The sequence below is a fragment of the Rhodanobacter sp. FW101-FHT13A11 genome (assembly GCF_058790335.1).
Genome location: NZ_JBYTCN010000004.1, coordinates 109,172 through 134,541, shown reverse-complemented (window position 1 = coordinate 134,541; position 25,370 = coordinate 109,172). Strand labels below are relative to the sequence as shown.

The following is a 25,370-nucleotide window of genomic DNA, read 5'->3' as shown; positions in this document are numbered from 1 at the left end:
CAGCGCGCTCCCCATCACAGCGGCCACTCGTAGAAATCGTGCACCACGGCGCGGGCGCCGAAGTATTCCTTCTGCGTGACCAGGCCGCCGTTGAGCACCCGCCCTTCCTGTTCGGTCGAGACGCCGAAGCTGAAATACGTCCGTCCCGCATAGACGCCGCCGATCAGCTGCGCCAGCAGGAAGCTCAGCGCGCCCAGCCGCCGCCCTTCCTCCGAGACGGCCATGTACTGGGTGTGCGCGACCTTGCCCAGGTCGTAGGCAAGCACGCCCGCCAGCAGGACACCGTCGCGACGCGCCTCGTGCAGCACGATGTGCCGCGGGAAGCGCGACTGCAGCAGGCGCAGCTCCGCCAGGCTGTGGGTCGGCCGGGTGCCGTGCTTGTGCAGCACCTCGGTCAGCAGCGCGTGGAAGTCCGCCGGATCGGTGCTGGTCTGCAGGCCGATGCCGGCTTTCCTGGCCTTGTTGACGGCGCGCTGGCGGCCCTGGGTGAAGTGGAACGCTTCGCGCAGCGCGATGACCGAAGAGAGGTCGCGGCGCTGCAGCCGCGCGCCCAGCCGATGCAGGGCATACAAGTCCTCTTCGGCCGGATAGGCATGGAAGATGTGCGGCACCGCCTTGTAGAGCACCCGCTCCACGCCCAGCGCGCGGTAGTGGCTGGCGATCTGCTCGAACACGGCCAGCGTCGACTCGGCGCGCAAGGCGTGCGTGGTGATCAGCCCCGCATAGGTGAGGCCGCCGTGGCTGGTCACCACCTCGCCTCGGATGTTCGCGGGGAACACCGCCACGGCCTCGCCGTGCCGTTCGACGATCAGCGACTGGTCGACGAAACGGTCGGCGTGGTAATCCATGTAGCCGCGCCGATGCAGCAGGTTGCCGTTGCGGGAACGCCCGACCAGCGCATCCCACGCATTCACGTCGGCGGGGGTGTAGGGCCTAACGCTGCACATCGGCACCACCGTCGCCGTAGTCGGCCTCGGCCACGCCGAAGCCGTCCACGCCCATGTCGTTGCCGTTGTAGAACATCAGCAGCTTGTCGCGTCCGCGGATCAGCGCGGGATAGCAGAGGGTGCGTGAATCCCAGCCGCTGGCGGACAGCGCGATGCCCAGCGTCTCGTCGTGGCGTTCCCAGGCGATGCCGTCATCACTGCTGGCGACGCCGGGAAAGTATTCGCCGGTGACGTTGCCCCGCGTGAAGACCATGACGTAGCGGCCGCCACGCCGGTACACGCGCGGCCGGCCGATGCGGTACTCGCTGCCCCGCGGCCGCAGGCAGACATGATCCGCGCGCGGAATCGCGGCGAGATCGGCCGCCTCCGCATAGCGGATGTGATAGCGCGGAAATGGCTGACCGCCGATGGTCTCCCAGTCGTCGCCCACGGCGTACCACAGACGCCAGCAACCGTTCTCATACATGACCGAATGCACCGCGCCGATGGTGCTGCGGCCGGGGGCGCGATCCAGGATCGGGGTTTCCTGCGCGCGTCGGAAGCTGTTGCCGCCATCGCCGGAAACGGCCAGGCCGCTGAAGGCCAGGAACTTGGCCCTGGCCACGCGCTGGAAGCCGACGTAGAACAGGTGCAGGCCGCCCGGCGCATCGACGAGGTCGCCCAGGATCACGCCGTTGTCGTCGAAGCAGCCGCCCCGGCCGATGTCCAGCACCGGCTCGGCGCTGACCCGCACGACCGCCGCGGGGTCATCCGCCCGCACGTCGACGTAGCCGATCCGGCTGACGCCGTCGGCATCGCGAAACCCCGCGTAGACGCGGATGAGCTCATCGTCGAGGCGATACGGCGTCGGCGTGAGCGCCGAGTGGCGCATCCAGCCGCCCACGCCCTGCCGCGCGGTGTCGAAGACCAGCCCCCGTTTGGTCCAGGCGAACATGCGCTCGTCAAAGCCTCACGTCGAGGCTGGACCGGTCGGGCACCGCATGCGCCGGCGAGCCGACGTAGACCCGGCCCGGTTCCGTATCGCGGGTGACCAGCGCGCCGGCGCCGATCACGTTGTCGGGGGCGACCTTCACGTGATCGTTGAAGGTGCTGTTCACGCCGACGAAGCTGCTCTCGCCGATCTCGCAGTAGCCGGAGATGACCGCATGCGAGGCGACGAACACATTGTCGTGCACGACCGTGCGATGCCCCACGTGGTTGCCGCTCCACAGCACGCAGTTGTTGCCGATGCGCACGAACGGCTGCACCACGTTGCCTTCGAAGATGAAGCTGTTCTCGCCCACCTCGGCGTTGCGCCACACGAAGGCGCGCGAGCTGACGTAGGTGGCGAGCCGGTAGCCGCGGCGCTTCGCGTCCTGGTAAAGGCGCGTGCGCAGGCGGTTGAGCTGGCTGGCCGGCACGGCGACGAACACGTCGACTTCGCCCGGCGGGTAGTGCGCCTCCAGCGACTCGTAGGCCACCACCGGACGGCCGGCCAGCAGCGGCTGCGCGAGGTAGTCGCGCTCGACGCTGAAGGCGACCACGTCATGGTCGCTGTCGTGTTCGAAGTACTCGCAGGCGATCTGCGCGAACTCGCCCGCGCCGACGAGGACTAGAGGCTTTGGCATGCCGCCATGCCCTCCTGGTACACCGGGCCGCGGACCTCGCGCAGGAACGCGGCGTAGTCGGTGATGTAGTCGGCCGGGTCGTACAGATGGTCGGCCAGCACCATCAGCACGCAGTCCTCGCTGAAGTCGTACAGCTCGCGCCACACCATGCTGCCGAGGTGCAGGCCGTACGAGGGGTCGTCGAGCACCACCTGCACCGGCCCGCTGCCGTCGTCCAGCAGGAAGGTGACGGAGCCGCGCACCGCCACCGCCAGCTGGTTGAGGTGGCGATGCGCATGCCGGCCCCGATGCACGCCGCCGTGGGTGGCGAACAGGTAATACACGCGCCGGATCACGAAGGGCACGTTGCGATCCTGTTCCAGGGCGACCAGCATGCCGCGGCTGTCGCCGTGCTTCTGCAACGGGATGCGTTCGATTTCCATGTTCCGGGCCCGGCGGTGACATCGAGGAGAACCGACCTGTCTGTGTGCCGCCCGGCGAACGAAAGGTTGCCTCGGCGGCGGCAGGCACCTGCGGAGCGTCACGCGACGGACTTGCCGGCTCCGTGGATCCGGACGATCTTGTCTCGTACCTGGGCACCCTCCATCCGTGACATGCTGCAGCCCGTGCCGACCGCCTGAAGCTCCCCGCGCCGTCCCACCCGGGAAAGCGCGAACGCCGCCGCCGTCTACCCTGGCCGTTCCACCACGAACCGATGCGTCCAACGACTCACTGGCATGCGTTACCGGATCGCTCCGCGCCGTGGCCGGCACGGTTCCGCGGGCGCGGGCCGCAGGCGCCTGACCCGCCCGCGGCGCATGCGCGGCGTCGCCCTGCCCGCTTCGGCCGGACCATCCGGGCCGGCTTCGCGGCACTGCTCGTCGGCGCGTGCCTGCCGCCGGCACTGCATGCCCAGTCGGCCACCTTCAATGGCACCGTGGCCCTCAGCTCGCAGCTGGTGGACCGGGGTCAGGCGATCACCCGCCAGACACCCCTATGGCAGGGCGCTGCCTCGTGGACTTTTCCGGCCGGCTGGTCGCTGGGCCTGTCGGGCAGCGCCGAGGTGCGCTCGCCAGGTCGTCTCGTGGTGGCCCTCGCCCAGGCGTCCCGCCACTGGTCGCTTGCCGGTGACTGGCAGATGCAGGCGAACCTGCTCTACTACCGCTATGCCGGCACGTCCCGCTCCAGGGCCTTCGACCGCGCCGAAGCGGGACTCGGCTGGACCTATCGGGACGTGCTGACCTTCGGCCTGTCGGCCATCCATGTCATCGGCAGCGAGGGGCGGCACCGGCTGCGCGGCGCCGCGGACATCAGTTTCCACTGGCCGTTGGCGCACCATGTCTCCCTGTCCGCCGGAGCGGGTGCCGCGCAATTCCCGATTGCGCCCTACGACGCCTACGGCTACGGTCACGCGAGCCGACGGGAGTACGATCATGCCGGTGCCTATGAACGTGTCGGCACGGGCATCCGGACTTATGGCCACGTGGGGTTGTCGTGGAGCGACGGACCCTGGCGGATCGAGCTCGACCGCATCCTGGCCGACCCCGAGACGCGCTGGCAATGGGACGCCATGGACGCCTCGCCCTGGGTCGCCACCGTCTCGCGGTCCTTCTGATCCGGAGGCAACCTTTTTGCACTGCTGCGGTACTTACCTCGCGACCGGGTCCGGTCCTGCGTACTTCCTCCAAGCCATGAACGACGACGATACCGACTCCGACGTCACCGACCGCATGCTGCTGCAACGCATGTCGGCGGGTGACCGCGTCGCGCTGGGGATCCTGTACCGCAGCTACCACGGCAGGCTGTGCCGCTTCCTGACCCGCCTGACGCGGCGCGCCGACGTCATCGAGGAAGTCATCAACGACTGCTTCTGGATCGCCTGGCAGAAGGCCGGCAGCTTCCACGGGGATTCGCGCGTCTCCACCTGGCTGATGGGCATTGCCTATCGCTGCGGGTTGAAGGCGCTGCGCCAGCACGGCGACGAACCCGTCGAAGACGACCCACGGCATGTAGAACGCACCCCGGCGCACGACCTCGACGAGGATCGCGAGCTGCGCGACTGGCTGAGCAAGGGGCTGGAACGCCTGTCGGCGGACCAGCGCGTCGTGATCGAGCTGGTCTACGGCGTGGGGCATACCCTGGACGACGTCGCCGTCATCATGCAGTGCCCGGTGGGTACGGTGAAGGCGCGCCTGTTCCACGCGCGGGTCAAGCTGCGCAACGTGCTGCCGGGCCTGGCGGGCGACTCCCCCAGGCACACGGAGAGCGCACCATGACGTTCCCGATGGATTCGGGCAAGGACTGCGTCCGCGCCTGGGAAATGATGCCGTGGGTGCTGCAGGACAGCGCCACGCGGGAACAGGGCGCCTGGCTGGAAGACCACCTGGCGCAATGCGAAGCGTGCCGTGCGGAGTTCGCGCAGCAAAGCCGCCTGCGACTCGCCCTGTCGCTGCCGGCGGAGGTTCCGGTCGACGTCGAGGCCGGACTGGGGCGCCTGCTGGCCCGCCTCGACACGCCCGAGCCGCAGGAAGCCCGCCCGCGTTCGCGGGCGGGAAACTGGCTGAGCCGGGCGCTGGCCGCCGCGGTGCTGGTGCAGGCGCTCGGCATCGGCATCCTGGGCGTGAAGCTGTGGTCGGCGGGCGACAACCCCGCGTATCGCACGCTCAGCCAGGAACCCCGGGAGATCTTGCCGGCGGCGACCCCGGGGGCGATCCGCGTCGTGCCCGATGCGGGCATGACGCTGGCCGACTGGAACGCGCTGCTGCATGCCCTGCGGCTGCAGGTGGTGGGCGGCCCCAACGACGTCGGCGCGTACATGGTCGCCCCGGTGAGCCCTGCCTCGACCGCGCAACACGCGCTGCAGCAGTTGCGCACCACGCGAGGCATCCTGCTGGCGGAGCCCGTCGCCGCCACGCCATGAAGCACGGCACCCTCCTCCTGGTCGTGATGGCGGCTGCCCTGGGCGCATGTGCGCGCACGCGCCCGATGGCAACCCCGGACAACCGCGCCGGCGGCGGCCGCATGGCGGTCGCCAGTGCGTCCGCGATGGACAGCCGGCGCGACATCATCCTGGCCGTCGCCAATCCGCTGGAGCCGCCGCCGCTGCACGCCGGCTCCAGCCTGCTCGGCTATGCCCCTTCCAGGTACTACGGCGCCGGCCAGCAGGCGGCATCCGCCCTGGCCGCGCTGAAGAAGAACTACCGGTTCAGCGAGGTCGCCGGCTGGCCGATCAAGGCCCTCGGCCTGTACTGCATCGTGCTGCAGCCGCCGCCCGGCGCGAGCCGCGACAGCCTGCTCAAGGCGCTCGCCGGGGACCGCCGGGTGCGGCTCGCGCAGCCGCTGCATGACTACGCCGTCTATGCAAAGGGGCCCGGCGGCGGACACCGGTACAACGATCCCTACGTCAGCCTGCAGCGCGGTTTCGTCGAAACCGATGCCGCCCGCGCGCACGATTTCAGCCAGGGCAGTGGGGTGCGCATCGCGATCGTCGACACCGGCGTCGACCTGGCGCATCCCGATCTGCAGGGGCGCATCCACGATGCGCACAACATGGTCGACGACGACGCGGCAGCGTTCAACCGCGACAGCCACGGCACGGAAGTCGCCGGCGTCGTCGCCGCGGTGGGCGACAACCATCAGGGCATCGTGGGGATGGCGCCCAAGGCCACGCTCAGCGTCTACAAGGCCTGCTGGTATCCGCCCGCGCCGCATGCCGGCGCACGCTGCAACTCCTTCACGCTGGCCAAGGCGCTGGCGGCGATCCTCGACACCGACGCGCGCATCGTCAACCTGAGCCTGGGCGGCCCCGCGGACCCGCTGCTCAGCCTGCTGCTGGTGCAGATCCTGGAACAGGGCCGCATCGTGGTCGCCGCGATCCCGCCGGAGGGAAACGTCGACGGATTCCCCGACGCCACGCCGGGGGTCATCCTCGTGCGCGTGAGCGGCCCGTCGACGGCGCCGCCCGGCGTGCTTAGCGCCCCTGGAAACGACATCCTGACCACCCAGCCCGGGGGCAGCTACGACTTCACTTCCGGGCCGTCCATGGCCGCGCCGCACGTGAGCGGGATCGCCGCCTTGCTGCTGTCCCTCGTGCCCGGACTGGAGACGCGCACGGTCCATGATCTCCTGCTACGCAGCAGCAAGGTTTCCGGCGGGGTCCTCCAGGTGAACGCCGCGTCGGCCGTGGCGGATCTGCGCAGCATGCGGGAAGCCACCCGCTGATCCGGCGTCGCAACACCGTGCGGCCGTTCGCCAGTCGATTTTTTACAGCGCATTCACCCGACTGATCGCAATGTAGCCGGGCGCCCATGAGCGGGGCCGCGGTCAGGAGCATTCCATGTCGTCGAAGGGGCACACCGGCCTGAGCCGGGAGTTCGTCGAGCAGCAACGCCTGCGCCTGCTGGCGTTGCGCAAGCAGCTGCTGGGCGGCGAGGAGGCCGACCTGGCCGGCAAGCGGGCATTCCGGCTGCAGCACGGCGACGAGGCCGAGGAAGAAGAGGACGACGCACAGGATCTGTCGCAGCGCGAAGTCGACCAGGCCCTGCACGACGTGGACGATCACCGCGTGGCGAACATCGAGCGCGCCTTGCAGAAGATCGACGAGGGCAGTTACGGCCTGTCCGACCTCAGCGGCAAGCCGATCCCGAAGGCCCGGCTGGAGACCACGCCCGAAGCCGTGCTCACCGTGCAAGAAGAGCGCGATCGCGAAGCCCGCGGATGACCCATCCATCGACAACGCCCGAAACGAGCCCGCCATGAGCCTGCTTGCCGCCGGCACCGCCGCCCCGGAATTCACCCTGCACGCCACTCCCGACCAGAGCGTGGCGCTGAAGGAATTCCGCGGCCGCAACGTGATCCTGGCGTTCTACCCCGCCGACTGGAGCCCGGTGTGCAGCGACCAGCTGGCTCTCTACAACGAGTTGCTCGACGAGTTCGCCCGCCTCAACGCGCAATTGCTGGCGATCTCGGTCGACGGCGTGTGGAGCCACGCCGCGCTGGCGCGCGAGCGCAAGTACCACTTCCCGCTGCTGTCCGACTTCGAGCCCAAGGGCCGGGTGGCCCGCGCGTACGGCGTGTACGACGAGCAGCGCGGCCTGGCGCAGCGCGCGCTGTTCGTGATCGACGGCGAGGGCGTGATCCGCTGGAGCTACCTGTCGCCGATGGGCGTGAACCCCAGCGCCGCCGGCATCGTCAGGGCGCTCGAGGCGCTGCCCTCGAACAACATCCAGAAGACGCTGCCCGCCGACGGCGCGCAGGAGGCCCCGTGATGCTGCACGAGGATGCGATCCTGGCCGTGCCGGTCTCCGCGCACGACCACGTCCAGGGCAACGCCCACGCGGTGGTGACCCTGCTGGAGTACGGCGATTTCCAGTGCCCCGCCTGCGGCAGCGCCCACCCGCTGGTGAAGCAGATCCAGCACCGCTACGCCGGCAACCTGCGGTTCGTGTTCCGCCACTTCCCGCTGGGCCAGGCCCACCCGTACGCCCAGCTGGCGGCCGAGCTGGCCGAGGCCGCGGCGGTCGAGGGCCGGTTCTGGGCCATGCACGACTGGCTGTACGAGAACCAGGCGGCCTGGGCCCCGCGTGGCGCCGCTGGCCTGGAGGCCGGCGTGCGCGCGCTGGACCTGGACGAGGCCACGATCGCCGCCACGCTGCGCGACCCCGACATCGACGCCCGCATCCGCCGCGACTTCATGGGCGGCGTGCACAGCGGCGTCAACGGCACGCCCAGCTTCTACGTCAACGGCTACCTGTACCAGGGCGACTTCGATTCGCTGGTGCACAGCATCGGCCGGGTGATCGCCCGGCAGGCCTGAACCGGCTGCGCGCGTTCAGCCGAACTGCACCGACAGCATCGAGATCGAGCCGCCGTCCATGCCCTCGACCGGGAACGTCACCGCATCGTTTTCGTCGCTGGCGCCGAGCACGTACAGCAGCGGCAGGTAGTGGTCGGGCGTAGGCACCGACAGCTCCGCGTCCGCGCCCAGCGACTCGTAGTCCACCAGTGCCTGGTGATCGCCCCGCAGCATCAGTTCGCGCGCACGCGCCTCGAAGCGCCGCGCCCAGTCGAACGGCTCCTGCGGATGCCGGCCCCAGGCATAGGCGTGCAGGTTGTGCACGACGTCGCCGCTGCCGGCCAGCAAGATGCCCTCGTCGCGCAACGGCCGCAGCCGCCGGCCCAGCCCGTAGTGGAACGCCGGCGGCTGCGACTCGTCGATGGAGAGCTGCACCACCGGCACGTCGGCGGCGGGAAACACGTGGCGCAATACCGACCAGGTGCCGTGGTCCAGCCCCCACGAGAGATCCGCGCGCACGTCCAGCGGCTGCAGCAGTTCGCGCACGCGGCGCACCAGGCCCGGGTCGCCGGGCGCAGGATATTGCACCTCGAACAACGCGCGCGGGAAACCGCCGAAATCATGGATCGTGCGCGGCGCCGCCATCGCGGTGACCGCGGTGACCGGCAGGTACCAGTGCGCCGATACCGACAGCACCGCACGCGGCCGCGGCAGGTGCCGGCCGAGCGCCGCCCAGGCCCGGCTCCAGTCGTTGTCGTGCAGCGCGTTCATCGGGTTGCCGTGCCCGAGGAAGACCGTCGGCATACGTGCATTCATGGCATGTCCTGCATGCATTCCCGTGCGCATGCTCGCGAGCATACGCATCCACGCTGTGATGACATTCGACGCGTTAGCTTGACGTGAGCGCCGGTGTCGACGAACGGACATCCATTCCTCAGACCTGCCCTGCCGGAACCCGCACGCCGGTCCGTCGCACCCCGGCACCAGCGCTCGGCAACGCGCACATCACCTTGCGGGGGCGGACACGGCCCAGGCGGAGACAAACATGAAAGTCGCACTGATCGGCGTCAGCGGACTCGTCGGCTCGCGCCTGCTGGCGGAACTGCTCCGGCGCGGGCACGAGGTCACCGGCATCGCCCGCGACACCCGCGGCGTGGCCGCACGGCCGCATTTGCTGCTGAAGAACGGCGATGCCACCCGGCCGGCGCAACTGGCGCCGCTGCTGGCCGGCCATGACGCGACCATCAGCGCCACGAAATTCGCCACGTCCGATGCGGCGGCGCTGATCGCCGCCGTGAAGCAGGCCGGCGTGCCCCGGCTGCTGGTAGTCGGCGGCGCCGGCAGCCTGGAGATGGCGCCGGGCCAGGCGCTGATCGACACCCCCGGCTTCCCGGCGGCCTACAAGCCGGAGGCGGAGGCCGGGCGCCACTTCCTCGACACGCTGCGCAAGGAGCCGCATCTCGAGTGGACCTTCCTGTCGCCCTCGGCCGAGTTCGTGCCCGGCGATCGCACCGGCAGGTTCCGCCTCGGCGGCGACATGCTGCTCACCGACGCGAACGGCCACAGCTGGATCTCGATGGAGGACTTCGCGATCGCCATGGTCGACGAACTGGAGGCATCGAAGCATTCCCGGCAGCGCTTCACCGTCGGCTACTGACGCCTCATCCCGTGCCGGACCCGTCCCCCGGCAAGCCCACCCCCAAGGATCCCGCCATGAAGAAGAAACCCGCCGCCGACAAGGCCACCCTGCTGCGCAGGCAGCGCGCGCCGCTGACCACGCCCACCGATCTCGATGCGCGCGCCACCCGCGACGTGTCCGGCGCGATGAACGCGATCCTCGCCGACGTGTTCGCGCTGTACCTGAAGACCAAGAACTTCCACTGGCACATGAGCGGCCCGAACTTCCGCGACTACCACCTGATGCTCGACGAGCAGGGCGACCAGCTGTTCGCGATGACCGACCCGATCGCCGAGCGCGTCCGCAAGATCGGCGGCACCACGCTGCGCTCGATCGGGCACGTCGCGCGGCTGCAGCGGGTCGCCAACAACGACGCCGAGTACGTCGAGCCGGAGGACATGCTGGCCGAGCTGCGCGAGGACAACCAGGCGCTGGCCGCGCGCCTGCGCGAAGCCCATGAAGTCTGCGACGAGCGCCATGACGTCGCCACCGCCAGCCTGATCGAGAACTGGATCGACGAGACCGAGCGGCGCACCTGGTTCCTGTTCGAAACCGCCCGTCGCGGCGATTCGACCGGCCACTGAAAGGCCCCTCCGCACTTCCGCGGCGACACCACCCACTCCCGAGGAACCCCCATGAAGACCTACAAAGTCGGCTATCTCGTCGGCAGCCTCGCCAAGGGCTCGATCAACCGCCTGTTGTCCAAGGCGCTCACCCGCCTCGCGCCGCCGGGGCTGGCGCTGGTGGAGATCCCGATCCGCGACCTGCCGCTGTACAGCTACGACTACGACGCCGACTACCCGCCGGTGGCGCGCGCGTTCAAGCAGGCGATCGCCGACGTCGACGCGGTGCTGTTCGTCACGCCGGAATACAACCGCTCGATCCCCGGTGCGCTGAAGAACGCGATCGACTGGGCCAGCCGCCCGTGGGGCAAGAACTCGTTCGCGCGCAAGCCATCCGGCGTGATCGGCACCTCGCCCGGCGCGATCGGCACCGCGGTGGCCCAGCAGCAGCTGCGCGGCGTGCTGTGCTTCTGCAACTCGCCGCTGATGAACACGATGGAGGCGTACATCCAGTCCAAGCCGGGGCTGATCGCGGAAGACGGCACGGTCAGCGACGAATCCACCGCCGAGTTCCTGAGCAACTACATGAAGGAGCTGCACCTGTTCATCGAGCGCGTGCTGACCGTGCTGCCGCGCGAGGGCTGAGCGAAACCGCGGCGGGCGCATGGCCGGATCCGCCATGGCAGGGACTCCGTCCACGCGCCTGACCGTGCATGCCGCCCTGGCCGGCAACCTGCTGGTCGCCGCCACCAAGACCGTGGCGGCGGCATGGACCGGCAGTTCGGCTATGCTCAGCGAGGCGGTGCATTCCTTCGTCGACACCGGCAACGAGATCCTGCTGCTGTACGGCATGCGTCGCTCGCGACGCCGGGCCGACCCGGAGCATCCGCTGGGCTACGGCCGCGAGCTGTATTTCTGGAGCTTCATCGTGGCGCTGCTGGTGTTCGCGCTCGGCGCGGGCGTGTCGCTCTACCAGGGCATCCTGCATGTCCGCCAGCCGCGGCCGATCAGCCACCCGCTGGCGAGCTACGCGGTGTTCGGCCTGTGCTTCCTGTTCGAGGGCACGTCGTGGCTGCTCTCGTTGCGCCAGTTCAAGGCTGCCAAGGGTCCGCTCGGTTACTACGAAGCCTTCCGCCGCAGCAAGGATCCGCCGTCCTTCATGGTGCTGTTCGAGGACAGCGCGGCCCTGCTCGGCATCGCGATCGCCGCCCTCGGCACGTTCGCGGCCACCACGCTCGACGCGCCCGTATTCGACGGCATCGCCTCGATCCTGATCGGCCTGGTGCTCGCCGGTACCGCCGCCCTGCTCGCGCGTGAAAGCAAGAGCCTGCTGATCGGCGAGCGTGCCGATCGCCGCCTCAGCGCTTCGATCATGCGCATCGCGGAAGCGCAGGGCCCGGTCTCCCGCGCCAACGGGCTGCTCACCGTGCAGCTCGCGCCCAACCAGATCGTCGCCGCACTCAGCCTGGCGTTTGCCGACGACATCCGCGCTTCCGACATCGAGGAACTGGTGCGCACGCTCGAACTGCGGATTCGCCGGCTCCACCCGGAGGTCGTGGCACTGTTCGTGAAGCCGCAGACCCACCGGGCTTTCCGGGAAAGCGTCCACCGCCGGGCAGGCGAGCCTCCGGAAACCGGATGACCGCCGCCCGGCGGAGGCCGGGCGACGGTCATCGTGCTCCTCCGGCTTGCGCCCTATTTGCTTCCGATCTGTGCGTCGACGCTTGCCGTGCCGCCGCCATTCCTGACGAACCACAGCAGGCCGCCGGCGATCGAGAGGTTTTTCATGAAATTGATCGCCTGCGCCTGGTCGGCGAAATGCGTGTGCGCGACCAGCGCCGAGCCCACGCTGAACAACGCGATCACGGCCGCCACCCAACGGGTCTTGAAACCGAACAGCAGGGCCAGCCCGCCACCCAGTTCAATCAGGATCACCAGGGGCGTCACCAGGCCGACCATGGGGATGCCCATCGAGGCCAAATAGCCTTCCGTGCCGCTGAACCCGGTCAGCTTCTGCCAGCCGGAGATGATGAAAAGCTGCGCCATCAGGAGGCGTGCCACTACGCTGATCAACTTGTCCACGACGTTCTCCTCGGATCTCGTCAGATTGAATATCCCGGCTCGTCCAGGACGGGAGGCATGCCGGGATTGGGCTTGAACCTCGCAACATCAACATGGCCGGATGACCAGCGGTCACACACGTCATCCGGCTGCGATCATCACCCTGGAGACGACGGCACGCAATCCATCCGCAGGCCCGGACGGTAAACGCGGTTGCCCACGGTTGCGGGTGTCCCGCGGGTCCCGATGAGGGAAGGCCTTCCGCTATTTCCTGCAGCAAGGCACCCCGTCCGCGCCTTGCCCCTGGCCGCTCCGGACCATCACCTTTCTTGTACCGCCGGTGGCATGGTTTTTCCGAACCGGCAGCCCGCCCGGTCGCCGGCCGCACGCCCATCCACGGGGAAACTCACGGCACCGGAGGACCTCGACAGCGTTGCCGCGCGCCGCGAGGGCCCGGCCGACCCCTCGCGTGGCCGACGTGCTGAAGCCGCCCACCTTCGCCTGCGGCGCGTACGGCAGTTGGACCAGCAAGCCCCCTGGCGGGGTGTCTCAAAAACAGGTGGCACCAGATTGGGGAATGAACGGAACTGGTGGTGACCGACGCGGGGCGCGCGGAGCTGATGGCACGGCTGGCGATCCGCAAGGCGCCTGCGTTTCCATGCGCACTTCATCTCCGCCTGTGCCCCTTGGCTCACTCGGGTCGAACGTTCTCCCGGCAAGATCAGCGAGCAAAGGATCAGGCCCAGCACACGCACCCGCGGGCAGGTCTGGAGCAATCCATTCGCGAGTACGTCGACCGGCGCAACGCCGATCCCAGGCCTTTCGTCCGGCACAAGAGCGCCGGTACGATTCTCGCCAAGCTTGCGCGGGCAATGGCCAACCTTGTTCAAACTTGTTTTTGGGACGCGAACCAGGCATGCCCTGGTTCGCGCGCCAGGTCACCCGGCATGCCTTGCCCGGACCCGCACCGGACACCAGCCCCCATCCGTGAAGCGACCGTGTGATGGCCGGCAGGTGGGCAGAACGGTCATGCGGCAAACTTGTCGATCAATGCGGTTCCACAACGAGCATCGTGAATCCGCTTACCGGCTTGCCCTTTACCGCACTCTTCGCGCCCACCAGGAAAATCTCGTGCGATGCGGGGTCAAGTGCCAAGGTACGCGCGCTTTTCAGCGTCGGGACGGCCTTTGCGGAGGAGTAGTGGTCTTTGTCCACCTGGTGGATCACGTCCAGCACGCCTTCCCGGCTCGAACTGAAAACAGTGTGGGTCCGAGCATCGTAGGCGACCGCATCGGGGGCCTTGCCGATCGGCAGCCTGGCGACCTGATGGCCGGAGCCGGCATCCGTGACGATCAGCCATCCGTTCGCGCACACGGAAAACAGCCGCTGGTTCACCGTGTCCAGTGCGAGGCCGGTCGGGCCTTCGCATGGCGACAGGGACCAGGTCTGCTTTACGGCATTGGCCCTTGTATCGATATGCGCCAGCTCGCCCTTGTCCTCGAGATTGACGTACACGTTTCCATGCCCATCGCTTGTGGCGAATTCGGGGTTGCCCGCAAGGGCGATGGTCTGCAGCTCTTTGCCGAACCTGGGATCGATCACGCTTATGCTGTTGCTGTCCCCGTTCATCGCCAGGACGTGCGACGTCGCGCTGTCGTAAATGATGGCGTCGGGATCTTTTCCGCCAACGGGAATGCTGCCTGCCACGGCGAGTGTCTTGAGATCCACGACGCTGACATCGTTCGCGTCCCCGTTGGTGACGTAGGCACGCTGCAGATCCGGCACCAGCGCAACGCCATGTGCGTGTTTCATCCCCGGGATCTCCTTGACCACCTTGCCGCTTTTCGTGTCGACAACCATGACCCGATTGTCGCGAGCGACGAAGAGATGATTGGTGGAAGGGTCGAGCGTCAAATAGTCCCAGCCACCCGATCCTCCCAGCGCGTACTGATGCGTAACCCGGTAGTTGCCCGACGGTGGTGCGGCAGCCCATGACGGAGCCACGACCATGCACGCGAGGGCCAGAGCCCATGCCATTGTCTTCAATTGATCATCCTCAGCTACGCAAGTTGACTGATACGCCGGTGGCGAGTCTAGCCAGAAGGACCACGCATCGGCAGCTTACGGATCGGTAAGTGCGCAGCAACTTGTCTGTCACAGCCCCCACCTAGCTTCGAGGGACTTCCCACTCCCCAGCCCCACCACGCTCCGCGCGGTGGAACGGATGGTTTTTCCCCGATTGAGGCCAGCTCGATGCACCGTTCAAAATTACGCGTTGCCCTGCTTAGTTGCACCATCCTCTCGTGTCTCGGGGCACTGAGCGCGCCGACGGATGTGCTTGCTTTTGCGACTACGGCGTCGGATACGCCGGCCCCGGCGCATGACGGCCCGATAGCGGGCGACACTGCCAACGCAAGTGGCGCCGATCGCCAGCGCAGGCAGAAGTCCAAGCAGGAAGTAAAAGACCTGCAGGGAGTCAGTGTTGTAGCCCCGCGCACGTCCGATGACATTGCCCGCAAGACGCAGGAAAACGCGCCCAACCTGATCAATATCCGTACCGAGGAACAAATCCGGGCGCTGCCCGATGTGAGTGCCGCTGAAGCCGTTCGCCGCATTCCCGGCATCTCGCTGGAAACCGACGAGGGCGAAGGTCGTTACGTCAATATCCGTGGATTCGACGCCGATCTGAACAGCACCACCTACGCTGGTGTCCGGCTTCTTCCCACCAACAATGCCTCGCCGTTCGGCGGTTATCGCGGCGTGGCCCTGGATTCCATCCCGGTGGGTTTCATCGGCGCCGTCAAGGTGACGAAGTCGAACCTGCCGCGCCAGGATGCGGAGGCCCTCGGCGGCACGATCGAAGTGCTGCCGAAACGGGCCCCCGATGAGCAGGGCGCGTTTTTCGAGGGCAGCGCGGGCGGTGGTTACGAGCCGCTGCGCGGCACGCCGATCAGCGAATTCTCGCTGGTGGGGGGTGGCCGATTCGGTCCCTTCTCGATCGTCCTGACGGCATCGGGCCACAACGATTCACGCGGCATCGATGACGTCGAGCCCGCCTATTTCAACGATTCGGCGCATCCGTACCAGGCGGTGAACGATATCGAGCAGCGCGATTACGAGCTGCATCGCCGGCGCCACGGCTACGCGATGGATATCGACTATCAGCCCGATGACAACAACGACTGGTATTTCCGTGCCTTCGATGCGGGCTACACGGAAAGATACAAGCGCCAGTTCATGGACATCCTGCCTGACGGCAACACCACGGTGCTGTCGAACGGAACGCTGCAGGACACCCTCTCTTTCCCTGGCGCGATCACCAAATCGCTGCGCGACGAGCAGGAAACGTCCACCGAGCGACTCTACATGCTGGGCGGCAAGAACATCCTGGGCGACACGACCGTGGACTATCACGTCGCCTACGTCGAGGGCACGTACAAGAAGCCCTTCGACTACAACTCCACGTTCACGTACAACTCCCCCTCCACGCCAGCGGGGCAAATCACGTACGGCCCGACGGGTCCCGGCCACGTTCCCGTCTACACGCTCTCGAACGCGCCGGGCTACCTCGATCCGGCCAACTACGCACTGACCAGCCTCAGCAACAGCACGGCGTACAACTTCGACCGTGAAATGTCGTACGCCATCAATTCCGATACGCCGGTGAATTGGGGGAGCCTGACGGATCAAAACCTGCGGTTCGGCCTGAGCGTGCGCCAGCGGCATAAGCGGACGACGGCACAACCGTACACGCTCAATCCCACTGCCCTGCCTTTGACCGCCGTCTCAAGCGGCTCCAACGAAACCTACTACGACGGGCTCTATCAGAACGGCGTGGATATCGCCCCCGGCGCCTTGCGGGGCATCTTTGGCCAAGGCACGATCGAGGCCGGCGATGTATTGAGCGCCCAGCAGCAGTACCTCGACGCGCATGAGGACATTTCCGCGGCCTACGGTGAATACACGGGCAGCTACGGCAACCTCGGCATACTCGCCGGCGTTCGTTTCGAACAGACGCATGATCGAAGCGGCGCATTCTCCGCCGGCATGGACGCCGCCGGCAATCCATTCGCGTATCCGATCAACATCAAGCACAACTACGACAATTTCTTCCCAAGCCTCCAGTTTCGCTATGAACTGGCGCCCGACACGATCCTGCGCGCGGCTTATTCGTCGACCATTGGCCGTCCGGGCTTCAACCAGGCCAATCCGGCGCTGGCGATCGACGTGGGCTCGGGCATCGTCACCACCGGCAACCCGTCGCTGAAACCAGCGACGGCCAACAGCTTCGATTTCAGCGTCGAGCACTACCTGGACGGTGGCGGCATCATGTCCGCCGGGGTGTTCGACAAGGAAATCTCCAACTACATCATCCCGATCGAGACGACCCAGACACTGCCGAACAACAACCTGTACCCGGGCAGTCCGCAGCCGTTCCATATCTTCACGTTCGAAAACATCGGCTCCGCATACGCACGCGGCCTGGAGCTGAACTGGGTTCAACAGTTCCGCAACCTGCCGGGCTGGCTCGATGGCCTGGGTGCCAGCGCCAACTACACTTGGGTCAATTCGCGCATCCAGATCCGTCCCGGCGAGTATTCGCTGCTCCCGTCGACATCGAAGAACACCTGGAACGCCTCGATCTTCTACAAGCGCGCTGGTCTCTCGCTGAACCTGGCGGCCTATTCGGTATCGTCCGACCTGTTCGGCATCGGCACCGATCGCACCAGCGACATCTACAATGCACGCCGCACATCGATGGACTTCAGCGCCAGCTACGAGTTTCCGGCAGACTGGTCGATCTATTTCTACGCCAAGAACCTGCTCGATACGCCCCATGCATTCTATCAGGGCACTCCGGACCGTCCGATTCAGCGCGAGTTCTATGGGATAACCTACATGGCAGGTGTGCGCTTCGAGTTCTGATCGGATTCGGGACGACATGCCGGTATCCGGCCGCGCCAGCCATCGTGGACCGCGCCAACTTCAACGGGCCGGTCCACGGGCGTGTGGCGGTCCTTCCACATGCCGTGCGGGTCTGATTGGAGTCGGCTTCCATGCCGGCTGGCCCTTGAGCGCACTTTGGATAGCCCTGCCCGACGCAGCGAAGCAATCGCCTCATGAACATCCTGCTGATCGAAGACGACGCCGAGACCCAGGCCTATATCACCAGGGAGCTGACGAAACTTGGCCATGTGGTCGAACGGGCGATGGACGGCCGGGAAGGGTTGCAGCGCGCCTCATCGCAGGAACACGACGTACTCGTCATCGATCGCATGTTGCCGGGACTTGACGGCATGAGCCTGGTGAGAGCGTTGCGGTCGGCGCGCGTGGTTACGCCGGTCTTGATGCTGACGGCGTTGGGCGACGTGGATCAGCGCGTCGAAGGCATCGATGCCGGCGCCGACGACTATCTTTCGAAACCCTTCGCATTCAGCGAACTGGCGGCTCGCGTCAGTTCACTGGCAAGGCGGATGCAAATGGTGGCGCCTTCGGAGACGTTGCTGCGCGTGGCCGATCTCGAACTGGATCTGCTCAAGCGCGAGGCCTGCCGGGGCGGTCATGTCATCGACTTGCAGGCGCGTGAAATCCGCCTGCTCGAATACCTCATGCGTCATGCCGGCCACATCGTCACCCGCGCAATGCTGCTCGAAAACGTGTGGGAATATCAATTCGATCCACGGACCAGCGTCGTGGAGACGCACATGAGCCGGCTTCGCGCCAAGATCGACCGCGGCTTCCCCGGCGGCGAACTCATTGATACGGTGCGGGGCGCAGGTTACATACTGCGCTTGCCGGACAGACACTGAATCGTGAACATCCGCACCAAGGAGCAGATCTCTCGGCTGTTGCACAGCGCCGCATTTCGACTCGGCGTTTTGCAAGCCGCATCGTTCGCCTTCGCGGCACTCGTGCTGTTTGCGATTACCTGGGTTTCCGTAAGCGGCTATGTCACCGCACAACTCCGTCAGGAAATCAGCGACGAATCGAGCGAAATGACCGCCGTGCCCGGCAGCATTCGCGTGGCCTCGATCAACAAAGCCGTTGCTCATGCGCAAAAGGGAACGTTCTTCTACGGACTGTTTTCCCCCCGTGGCGATCGCATCGCGGGCAGTCTGACAAAGATGCCGCCGTCACTCGGTTGGACCAGGTTGCACGAACTTCGCCACATCGACAGCAAGCGCTCCGTGCCCGGCCACCTTCTGATCAATTCGTCCCGTCTCGAGGACGGCAACATCCTGGCGGTGGCCCGCGGGACGTTGCAGGCGGACCAACTGAATGAACTCCTGTTGCAGTCCTTCATCTGGGCCGGGCTCGCGGCCGTGGCGCTGGCACTGGCCGGTGGCGTGCTTACGGCCAGAAGTTACCTGAGCAAGGTCGAGACGATCACTCAGGCCGCCTCGAACATCGTCAAGGGCGATCTGGGCACGCGAATCGTGATAACGGATCGCGACGACGAATTCGACCGCCTCGCCCGCTCGCTGAACCGAATGCTGGCCCGACTTCAGTCACTGATGGAGGGCATGCGCCAGGTCTCCAACGATATCGCCCACGATCTGCGTACACCTTTGACGCACTTGCGCCACAAGCTTGAAGCCACGACGCTTCAGGTCACCAGCGTCGAAGGCTACCGGGAATCCTGCACGACGGCTTTGGCCGATGTCGACCATGTGCTGGCTACCTTTGCGGCTTTGCTCAGGATCGCGCAAATCGAGAACCAGAAGCAGCAGGAAAACTTCACTGATGTTGATCTCTCGGGCTTGCTTGGCGTGCTGGTCGGCGATTTCGCACCCGTATTCGAGGATCAGGGCCGCAGTCTTCATGCCCGAGTCCATCCGGGCGCGATTGTGCGCGGCGATGCGATGCTGTTGACGCAGATGTTCGCCAACCTGGTCGAAAACGCGCTGCATCACACCCCGCCCCACACGCCCGTATTTCTGTCGTTGCTGCCGATGCCCGGATGTGTCCGGGCGATTGTTCGCGACACGGGACCAGGCATCCCGAAGCACGAGCGCGAACGCGTACTGCAACGCTTCGTTCGCCTGGATTCCTCTCGAAGCACGCCCGGGAGCGGCCTCGGACTCGCGCTCGTGACCGCAGTCGCCCAGCTGCACGAGATCACGGTTAGCCTGGGCGATGGCGAACCCGGCCTCGCCGTGCACATCGACTTTCAACGGCCCGCCTAGGTGCCGCGCAAGGCCTCGCGCCGATTCAGCATGCAGACACGCGACCGGCCGCCGCCCCGGTCCACGGGGCGCCTATCGCGCGACCGCCAAAGACGACGGGCGCCGCAGCGCCCGTCGTTTTCAATCCCCCGATGTCTCCGCGATCGGGGCGGGCAATACATCTGGAACACCGGCAGATGCGTACTGGTGCGGCACGTGGTGGCCGCCTTCATCTTCAGCTCGATGCAGGCGTCCGTGAACGCGCCGCCGGTCTTGAGGAAGTCACGATCCTTGTCCGGTGCTTCCGGCGCGGCGTCGAGGCTGGAGCACATCTGCGGGATGGTCTTTTCTTCTTCATCGGCCGGTGCGCCCACTGAATAGCCATCGAATGCGGTCGACACCCGCCGAGGGTTCGGCGCTCTCCACGCCTGTCGACAGCATCCCGTTATTTCTTGCGGCAATGCGTTCCGCCACATTCCCCCAACCATCTCGAATCTTCACGTCGCCTTGCACCGTAACCAGAGTAAGGTCGGTCCGCCTTGGCGACTGTCCCAGTCGCCAGCTGCACGGCAATCCGCAAGGGGGAGGGTCATGGCACCGGAAGAACCCGACAGCGTCGCCGCGCGCCGCAACGGCCCCGTCGACCCCTCGCGTCGCCGCCTGCTGGCGGGCCTGCTCACCGCGTACACCGCCTCGCTGATTCCCTGGGCGCTGGCGCAACCCGCACCGCATGCCGACCGCGGCGCGTTCACCGCGCTCTCCGCGATCCTGGTCGGCCGGCAGGCGCTGGATGCCGCACAGGCAACCCGCCTCTACGACGCCCTCGCCGCCGCGCACCCGAACTTTCCGGCCGACGTGCAGGCGCTGCTGACCCTGCTCAACGAACGCCACATCGATCCGCAACAGCTGCAGGGCGTGCTGGACGGCGAGCATTCGCCGCTGGCGCCGTTGCCACGGCAGATCCTCGGCGCCTGGGCCCTCGGCGTGGTCGGCAGCGGCGAAGGCGCGCGCTGCGTCGCCTACGAGACCGCGCTCAACGCGGTGATCGTGGCCGACGTGCTGAAGCCGCCGACCTACGCCTACGGCGCGTACGGCAGCTGGGCCAGCAAACCCCTTTAGTCAGGAGTGCAATCCGATGTCCGGACAGCTATCGGCTGACATCGTGGTGATCGGCTCGGGCATCATCGGCTCGCTGGCGGCGCGCCGGCTGGCACAGCAAGGCGCCTCGGTGCTGATCCTCGAGGCGGGGCCGCGGCTGGAACGCGCCCGTGTCGTCGCCGCGTTCCGCAACTCGCCGATCAAGGGCAACTGGATGGCGCCGTACCCACCCTCGCCGTGGGCGCCGCATCCGATCTACGTGCCGCAGGACAACGGCTACCTGAAGCAGGCCGGGCCGTATCCCTACCCGGCCGAATACATCCGCGCGGTCGGCGGCACCACTTGGCACTGGGCCGCGCAGGCGTGGCGGCTGGTGCCGAACGACGTGCGCATCAAGAGCCTGTACGGCGTCGGCGTGGACTGGCCGCTGAGCTACGAGGAACTCGATCCGTGGTACCAGGAGGCGGAGGAGATCCTCGGCGTGGCCGGCGCCGACAACACCGGCTCGCCGCGCCAGCATCCGTTCCCGATGGAACCGGTGGCCGAGCCGTGGTCGATGCGTCGCTTCCGCGAACGGCTGGCCCCGGCCTACCCGGTGGTCGCCAACACCGTGGCGCGCAACAGCCGCGGCTACGACGGCCGCCCCGCCTGCGTGGGCAACAACAGCTGCCAGCCGATCTGCCCGGTCAACGCGCAATACCTCGGCATCAACGCGGTGGAGGCGGCCGAGGCCGCCGGCGCGAAGGTGGTGCCCAACGCGGTGGTCTTCCGCATCGAGCACGACGCCAAGGGGCGCATCGCGGCGGTGCACTACTACGCGCCGGACAAGAGCGAACACCGCGTCACCGGCACCACCTTCATCCTCGCCGCGAACGGCATCGAGAGCCCGAAGCTGCTGCTGCTGTCGGCCAGCGACAAGTACCCGAACGGGCTGGCCAACAGCTCCGGCATGGTCGGCCGCCACCTGATGGACCACCCCAGCACCTCGCTCACCTTCTACGCCGACGAGGAACTGTGGCTGGGCCGCGGCCCGCAGAGCCCCAGTTCGATCAACACCCTGCGCGACGGCGCGTTCCGCTCGCAGCACGCGCCGTACCGGCTGGACTTCACCAACATCTCGCAGGTGCTCAACGTCACCGGCGACCTGATCAAGGAGGGCGTGTACGGCGCGGAGTTCGAGAAGCAGCTGCGCTGGCGCGCCGCGCGCCAGGTCAACGTGAAGAACGTGCTGGAGGTGCTGCCCAATCCCGACAACCGCATCACGCTCAGCGCGGAGAAGGACGCCATGGGCATTCCCAAGCCCGAGGCGCACTACGCGATCGACGACTACACGCGCCGCGCCGCGGACGTGTCCAAGGCCGACTTCGCCCGCATCGCCGAACTGATGGGCGGCACCGGCCTGCGCTACAGCGCGGAGGGCCAGTTCGCCAACAACCAGCACATCACCGGCACGATGAGCATGGGCAACGACCCGGCGAGCTCGGTGGTCGACGCGTTCGGCCGCACGCACGACCACGAGAACCTGTTCGTCTGCAGCACCGGCGTGATGCCCACCGCGGCCACGATGAACTCCACGCTCACCGGCGTGGCGCTGGCGCTGCGCACTGCCGAGCATATCCTGCCGGCGAAGGAAGCACGCGCAACCACTGCTGCTGCGCATCCCAGCCACGAGGCGAGCCTCACATGAACGCATCGGCCCGCTGCCTCCCGCTACTCGCCCTGATCGGCCTGCTTGTCGCCGCATCGGTTCACGCCGCCGACGCCGCCCTGCTGCAACGCGGCCAGTACCTCGCCACGGCGGGCGACTGCGTGGCCTGCCATACCGCGCCCGGCGGCAAGCCGTACGCCGGCGGGCTGACGGTGCCCACGCCGGTCGGCAATATCATCAGTACCAACATCACGCCGTCGACCACGGCCGGCATCGGCCACTACACCGAGCAGCAGTTCCGCGATGCCTTGCGCCGGGGCATCCGCGCGGACGGCGCGCGGCTGTACCCGGCGATGCCGTATACGTCGTACGCGCAGGTCACCGACGACGACGTGCATGCGTTGTACACGTACTTCATGCATGGCGTGGCGCCGGTGGACAGCAAGCCGGCGCCGACCCGGCTGCCGTTCCCGTTCAACCTCCGCCTGTCGATGGCGGCGTGGGACCTGCTGTTCCTCGACGGCAAGCCGTTCACGCCCGACCCGGCCAAGGGCGCGGCATGGAACCGCGGCGCCTACCTGGTGCGCGGGCTGGCCCACTGCAGCACCTGCCACACGCCGCGCAACCTGCTGATGGCCGAACAGTCGTCGCGCGAACTGGCAGGCGGCGCCGTCGGCACCTGGCGGGCGCCGAACATCACCTCCGACGCGAACAGCGGCATCGGCGGCTGGAACGAACAGGACCTGGTCGACTACCTGAAGCTCGGCCATGCCCGCGGCAAGGCGCAGGCGGCCGGACCGATGGCCGAGGCGGTCGACCACAGCCTGCAGTACCTCGAACCCGCCGACCTGCAGGCGATCGCCATCTACCTGAAGACGGTGCCCGCGCAACACGACCCGGCCGACACCCGCGCCGTCGGCAGCTGGGGCGCCGCGTTCGACGGGATGGCCGACCAGCGCGGCACCGCCCTGCCCGACGACACGGCGCAGTGGACCGGCGCGCAGCTGTACGACGCCCACTGCGCCAGTTGCCACCAGGCCAGCGGCGAAGGCAGCTTCGACGGCGGCCTGCCGCCGCTGTTCCACAACACCGCCACCGGGCGCGCCGATACCGGCAACCTGGTGATGGTGATCCTCGAGGGCATCCGCTGGACCAACGATTCCGGCGTGCACATGCCGGGCTTCGCACACGCGCTGTCCGACCACCAGGTCGCCAACCTGGCCAACTACCTGACGCTGCGCTACGGCAATCCCGCCGCGCGGATCACGGCGACCCAGGTCGCCAGCCTGCGCGCCGGCGCCGCGCCATCGCACCTGGCCGCGCTGGTCCGGCTGGCGATGGTCGTGGTGGTGGTGCTGATCCTCGCCATCCTCGTTCTGTGGCGCCGGCGCAAGCGGCGTCGGACTTCCTCCGGCCAGGCCTGACCCTCATGCGCCATCCACCCTGCACGATCCCCGGCCTGGTGCTCGGCAGCGCGTTGTGGCTGTGCACGTTGCCGGCCCTGGCGCAGCAGGCCGGCGGCTGGCTCGGGCGGCCCACGCTAACCGGCGACTGGGGCGGCACGCGCACGCAGCTGCAGGGCGACGGCATCGCCCTGCGCGCGCACTGGACCACCGAGAGCGCGGGCAACGTTTCCGGCGGCCATCGCCAGACCGCGCGCTACACCCAGCAGCTCGACCTCGGCGCGGACTTCGACCTCGACAAGCTGTGGGGCGTGCCCGACGCGAAGATCCAGTTCACCGTCACCGACCGCCGCGGCCGCAGCCTCAGCAATGACGCGCTGGGCAACCAGTTCTCGGTGCAGGAACTCTACGGCGCCGGCCAGAACTTCCGCCTGGCCGAGCTGAACTGGCAACAGGATTTCCTCGACCACCGGATCTTCCTGCAGTTGGGCTGGTCGCCCGTGGGCGACGACTTCGCGCGGCTGCCGGCGTTCTGCAATTTCCAGAACGGCATCATCTGCGGCCATGCCAACGCGATGACCACCAACAGCGGCGCACACAACTTCCCCACCGCGCAATGGGGTGGACACGTGAAGTGGCACGTCACACCGGACTTCTACGCCACCGTCGGCGCCTACCTCGACAACCCCAACGGCGGCAACCGCGACCAGGGCTGGAACCTCAGCCTCAAGCACCGCGGCGTGTTCGTGCCGGCCGAAGTGGGCTGGGCCACCGGCGGCGGCAGCGGACAGCTGCCGGGCGATCTCAAGCTCGGCGCGTACTACAACACCTCCGGCACGCCGGATGTGTACAGCGACGTCAACGGCCGGCCCGCCGGCCTCACCGGCGCGGCGTTCGAACATCACGACGGCCGCTCGGGCGGCTACTTCATCGCCGACAAGATGGTCTATCGCGAAGGGCCCGACACCAACCGCGGGCTCACCCTCGGCGCGATGGCCGGCGTGGGCGACGAAGCCACCGCACGCTTCCGCTACTTCTGGGTCGTCGGCGGCCACTACCAGGGCACCTTCCCGGGCCGCGACAACGACGTGGTCTCGTTCATGGCGGCCTCGGCGCGGATCAACCCGCGGCTGACCCGCTACCAGCGCGACCGCGACAGCGTGAAGCCCGGCGTCGTGCCGATCCAGACCTACGAGACCGTGCTGGAAGTGGACTACGGCGCGAAGATCGCACCGTGGCTCATGCTGCGCCCCAACCTGCAGTACATCATCCGCCCCAACGGCACCGGCAAGATCCCCGACGCCTTCGTGATCGGCCTGTACACGCAGGTGACGTTCTGAACGCGATCCCGCCGCTGCACCAACGACAACGGGCGCCGAGGCGCCCGTTGCTTTGTTCACACGGACAGCGCGCTTGCAGCCGGCCT

26 protein-coding genes are annotated in these 25,370 nt (G+C 67.5%); 18 read left to right on the top strand and 8 right to left on the bottom strand.

The genetic code is table 11. From position 1 onward, the window contains the following. Positions 1-14: 14 nt before the first annotated feature. From AC3WRN_RS06520 to AC3WRN_RS06505, 4 genes are read right to left on the bottom strand one after another with little or no spacing between them, the layout of a single operon-like run. A complete protein-coding gene (locus tag AC3WRN_RS06520; protein ID WP_492622353.1) occupies positions 15-947 on the bottom strand; it encodes a GNAT family N-acetyltransferase in 933 nt (310 codons plus the stop codon). Beyond that, positions 934-1,881, bottom strand: coding sequence for a glycoside hydrolase family protein (locus AC3WRN_RS06515; RefSeq protein ID WP_492622352.1), 948 nt, complete (start codon positions 1,879-1,881; stop codon positions 934-936). The genes AC3WRN_RS06520 and AC3WRN_RS06515 overlap by 14 nt, the downstream gene beginning before the upstream one ends. A gap of 7 nt (positions 1,882-1,888) precedes the next feature. Next, positions 1,889-2,554: an acetyltransferase gene (locus tag AC3WRN_RS06510; RefSeq protein ID WP_063089809.1), complete on the bottom strand. Its 666-nt coding sequence runs from the start codon at positions 2,552-2,554 to the stop codon at positions 1,889-1,891. Continuing rightward, positions 2,539-2,976 carry a sugar 3,4-ketoisomerase gene (locus AC3WRN_RS06505; protein ID WP_492622351.1) on the bottom strand — a complete coding sequence of 146 codons (438 nt, stop codon included), beginning with the start codon at positions 2,974-2,976 and terminating at the stop codon, positions 2,539-2,541. Before AC3WRN_RS06505 ends, AC3WRN_RS06510 begins: the two co-directional genes overlap by 16 nt. Before the next feature lie 272 nt (positions 2,977-3,248). Between AC3WRN_RS06505 and AC3WRN_RS06500 the strand changes: the two genes are divergently transcribed. The 7 genes from AC3WRN_RS06500 (at position 3,249) to AC3WRN_RS06470 (ending at position 8,348) form a co-directional block, all read left to right on the top strand. Then, positions 3,249-4,148, top strand: coding sequence for a hypothetical protein (locus AC3WRN_RS06500; RefSeq protein ID WP_492622350.1), 900 nt, complete (start codon positions 3,249-3,251; stop codon positions 4,146-4,148). 76 nt (positions 4,149-4,224) lie between these two features. Beyond that, positions 4,225-4,809 carry an RNA polymerase sigma factor gene (locus tag AC3WRN_RS06495; protein WP_492622349.1) on the top strand — a complete coding sequence of 195 codons (585 nt, stop codon included), beginning with the start codon at positions 4,225-4,227 and terminating at the stop codon, positions 4,807-4,809. Continuing rightward, the gene (locus AC3WRN_RS06490) at positions 4,806-5,453 is read left to right on the top strand and encodes an anti-sigma factor (protein ID WP_492622348.1); all 648 of its coding nucleotides are present in this window, start codon (positions 4,806-4,808) and stop codon (positions 5,451-5,453) included. Before AC3WRN_RS06495 ends, AC3WRN_RS06490 begins: the two co-directional genes overlap by 4 nt. After that, positions 5,450-6,754: a S8 family serine peptidase gene (locus tag AC3WRN_RS06485; RefSeq protein WP_492622347.1), complete on the top strand. Its 1,305-nt coding sequence runs from the start codon at positions 5,450-5,452 to the stop codon at positions 6,752-6,754. Before AC3WRN_RS06490 ends, AC3WRN_RS06485 begins: the two co-directional genes overlap by 4 nt. A gap of 115 nt (positions 6,755-6,869) precedes the next feature. Next, entirely contained in the window at positions 6,870-7,253 is a 384-nt protein-coding gene (locus AC3WRN_RS06480; RefSeq protein ID WP_492622346.1) for a TraR/DksA family transcriptional regulator, read from the top strand. Positions 7,254-7,287: 34 nt separating this feature from the next. Further along, complete coding sequence (locus AC3WRN_RS06475; RefSeq protein WP_492622345.1) at positions 7,288-7,800, top strand: redoxin domain-containing protein; 513 nt, start codon at positions 7,288-7,290, stop codon at positions 7,798-7,800. Next, positions 7,800-8,348 (top strand): DsbA family protein, encoded by a 549-nt coding sequence (locus tag AC3WRN_RS06470; protein ID WP_492622344.1) that lies wholly within the window; start codon positions 7,800-7,802, stop codon positions 8,346-8,348. The genes AC3WRN_RS06475 and AC3WRN_RS06470 overlap by 1 nt, the downstream gene beginning before the upstream one ends. A 15-nt stretch (positions 8,349-8,363) precedes the next feature. Here AC3WRN_RS06470 and ygiD read toward each other — a convergent pair whose 3' ends face one another. Next, positions 8,364-9,143 carry a 4,5-DOPA-extradiol-dioxygenase gene (gene ygiD, locus AC3WRN_RS06465; RefSeq protein ID WP_492622343.1) on the bottom strand — a complete coding sequence of 260 codons (780 nt, stop codon included), beginning with the start codon at positions 9,141-9,143 and terminating at the stop codon, positions 8,364-8,366. 229 nt (positions 9,144-9,372) lie between these two features. On the opposite strand from ygiD, the gene AC3WRN_RS06460 reads away from it, so the two are divergent. The 4 genes from AC3WRN_RS06460 to AC3WRN_RS06445 are packed head-to-tail and all read left to right on the top strand — an operon-like array spanning position 9,373 to position 12,210. Further along, positions 9,373-9,984: an NAD(P)-dependent oxidoreductase gene (locus AC3WRN_RS06460; protein ID WP_492622342.1), complete on the top strand. Its 612-nt coding sequence runs from the start codon at positions 9,373-9,375 to the stop codon at positions 9,982-9,984. 56 nt (positions 9,985-10,040) lie between these two features. Continuing rightward, a complete protein-coding gene (locus tag AC3WRN_RS06455; RefSeq protein WP_068093862.1) occupies positions 10,041-10,589 on the top strand; it encodes a Dps family protein in 549 nt (182 codons plus the stop codon). A gap of 51 nt (positions 10,590-10,640) precedes the next feature. Then, the gene (locus AC3WRN_RS06450; RefSeq protein WP_492622341.1) at positions 10,641-11,213 is read left to right on the top strand and encodes an NADPH-dependent FMN reductase; all 573 of its coding nucleotides are present in this window, start codon (positions 10,641-10,643) and stop codon (positions 11,211-11,213) included. A gap of 34 nt (positions 11,214-11,247) precedes the next feature. After that, positions 11,248-12,210 carry a cation diffusion facilitator family transporter gene (locus AC3WRN_RS06445; RefSeq protein ID WP_068093858.1) on the top strand — a complete coding sequence of 321 codons (963 nt, stop codon included), beginning with the start codon at positions 11,248-11,250 and terminating at the stop codon, positions 12,208-12,210. Between the two features lie 53 nt (positions 12,211-12,263). Here the strand turns inward: AC3WRN_RS06445 and AC3WRN_RS06440 are convergent, their stop codons facing one another. Then, positions 12,264-12,650, bottom strand: a complete 387-nt coding sequence (locus AC3WRN_RS06440) for a DoxX family protein (RefSeq protein WP_068093857.1) — start codon at positions 12,648-12,650, stop codon at positions 12,264-12,266. A gap of 1,026 nt (positions 12,651-13,676) precedes the next feature. Further along, complete coding sequence (locus AC3WRN_RS06435; protein WP_492622471.1) at positions 13,677-14,666, bottom strand: YncE family protein; 990 nt, start codon at positions 14,664-14,666, stop codon at positions 13,677-13,679. A 216-nt stretch (positions 14,667-14,882) separates the two neighbouring features. Here AC3WRN_RS06435 and AC3WRN_RS06430 point away from each other — a divergent pair, with 216 nt between their 5' ends. From AC3WRN_RS06430 to AC3WRN_RS06420, 3 genes are all read left to right on the top strand, one after another. Beyond that, positions 14,883-17,555, top strand: a complete 2,673-nt coding sequence (locus tag AC3WRN_RS06430) for a TonB-dependent receptor (RefSeq protein ID WP_492622340.1) — start codon at positions 14,883-14,885, stop codon at positions 17,553-17,555. A 194-nt stretch (positions 17,556-17,749) separates the two neighbouring features. Beyond that, the gene (locus AC3WRN_RS06425) at positions 17,750-18,439 is read left to right on the top strand and encodes a response regulator (RefSeq protein ID WP_492622339.1); all 690 of its coding nucleotides are present in this window, start codon (positions 17,750-17,752) and stop codon (positions 18,437-18,439) included. Positions 18,440-18,442: 3 nt separating this feature from the next. Beyond that, the gene (locus AC3WRN_RS06420; RefSeq protein WP_492622338.1) at positions 18,443-19,816 is read left to right on the top strand and encodes a sensor histidine kinase; all 1,374 of its coding nucleotides are present in this window, start codon (positions 18,443-18,445) and stop codon (positions 19,814-19,816) included. On the opposite strand, the gene AC3WRN_RS06415 is transcribed toward AC3WRN_RS06420, so the two are convergent. Then, the gene (locus tag AC3WRN_RS06415) at positions 19,813-20,196 is read right to left on the bottom strand and encodes a hypothetical protein (protein WP_492622337.1); all 384 of its coding nucleotides are present in this window, start codon (positions 20,194-20,196) and stop codon (positions 19,813-19,815) included. The two genes, AC3WRN_RS06420 and AC3WRN_RS06415, sit on opposite strands and share 4 nt — an antisense overlap. A gap of 190 nt (positions 20,197-20,386) precedes the next feature. On the opposite strand from AC3WRN_RS06415, the gene AC3WRN_RS06410 reads away from it, so the two are divergent. The 4 genes from AC3WRN_RS06410 to AC3WRN_RS06395 are packed head-to-tail and all read left to right on the top strand — an operon-like array spanning position 20,387 to position 25,284. After that, complete coding sequence (locus AC3WRN_RS06410) at positions 20,387-20,914, top strand: sugar dehydrogenase complex small subunit (protein ID WP_492622336.1); 528 nt, start codon at positions 20,387-20,389, stop codon at positions 20,912-20,914. Positions 20,915-20,930: 16 nt separating this feature from the next. Continuing rightward, positions 20,931-22,580, top strand: coding sequence for a GMC family oxidoreductase (locus AC3WRN_RS06405; protein ID WP_492622335.1), 1,650 nt, complete (start codon positions 20,931-20,933; stop codon positions 22,578-22,580). Next, positions 22,577-23,965 (top strand): c-type cytochrome, encoded by a 1,389-nt coding sequence (locus tag AC3WRN_RS06400; protein ID WP_492622334.1) that lies wholly within the window; start codon positions 22,577-22,579, stop codon positions 23,963-23,965. Before AC3WRN_RS06405 ends, AC3WRN_RS06400 begins: the two co-directional genes overlap by 4 nt. 5 nt (positions 23,966-23,970) lie before the next feature. Next, positions 23,971-25,284 (top strand): carbohydrate porin, encoded by a 1,314-nt coding sequence (locus tag AC3WRN_RS06395; protein WP_492622333.1) that lies wholly within the window; start codon positions 23,971-23,973, stop codon positions 25,282-25,284. The last annotated feature ends 86 nt before the right edge of the window (positions 25,285-25,370 follow it).